This window comes from Halorubrum sp. Atlit-26R (assembly GCF_003666015.1).
Taxonomy (GTDB): domain Archaea; phylum Halobacteriota; class Halobacteria; order Halobacteriales; family Haloferacaceae; genus Halorubrum.
The window spans coordinates 1-645 of the sequence record NZ_QPLT01000267.1 but is presented as its reverse complement, the minus strand read 5'-3'; the positions used below and the strand labels follow the sequence as shown (position 1 = coordinate 645).

General features: G+C 66.2%; 1 protein-coding gene. It reads right to left on the bottom strand.

Annotation, left to right across the window (positions count from 1 at the left end):
• Positions 1-618: helix-turn-helix domain-containing protein (locus DVK07_RS20505; protein WP_121598586.1), on the bottom strand; the 618-nt coding region annotated here is incomplete at its 3' end.
• Positions 619-645 lie beyond the last annotated feature (27 nt).

Genomic DNA, 645 nt, shown 5'->3' with positions numbered 1-645 from the left:
CGAGACGTCGAACTCGTCGGCGAGCGTCGACAGCGTCGCCTCGCGCGGCGACTCGAAGTAGCCGGCGTCGGCCGCGGACTCGATCGTCTCGCGCTCGACGTCGGTCAGGTCGCGGCACGCGTCGAGCATGGTCGAGGCCGCGTTCGCGTTCCGCATCGTGTCGAACAGCGCCTCCATCGAGAGCTGCGAGCGGTCCTCCACGACGAACTCGTTGCCCTTCTCCAAGTCGTGTAGCGCCGCCTCGGTCGTCGCCTCGTCGTCGAACCCGACCTGCCACCGCTCGGAGCCGTCCTCGATCAGGAACGGGCCGGTGATGTAGCCGCCGTGGTCCGTGATCGTCGACATGGCGTTCGTCTCCTCGATGACCGTTCTGACGATCGCGGTCCCGTCCTCCTTCGAGAACAGGCGGTACTCGGCCATGTTCTCGTGGTCGCGGAGCGCGGTGAGCCCCTCCCCGAGCTCGTACCGGTTCGGCGACTCGACGAGCAGCCGCGTCTCCAGCAGTTCCGCCGCCGTGTCCAGCTGCCAGTGCATCGCCGAGAAGGAGACGTCGTGGTCGGCGGAGGTGTCGATGAACGGGCAGTCGAACTGCTCCATATCCATCGTGACGTCGAGCATGCCACTTGGTTGTCTCGTGCGTATATA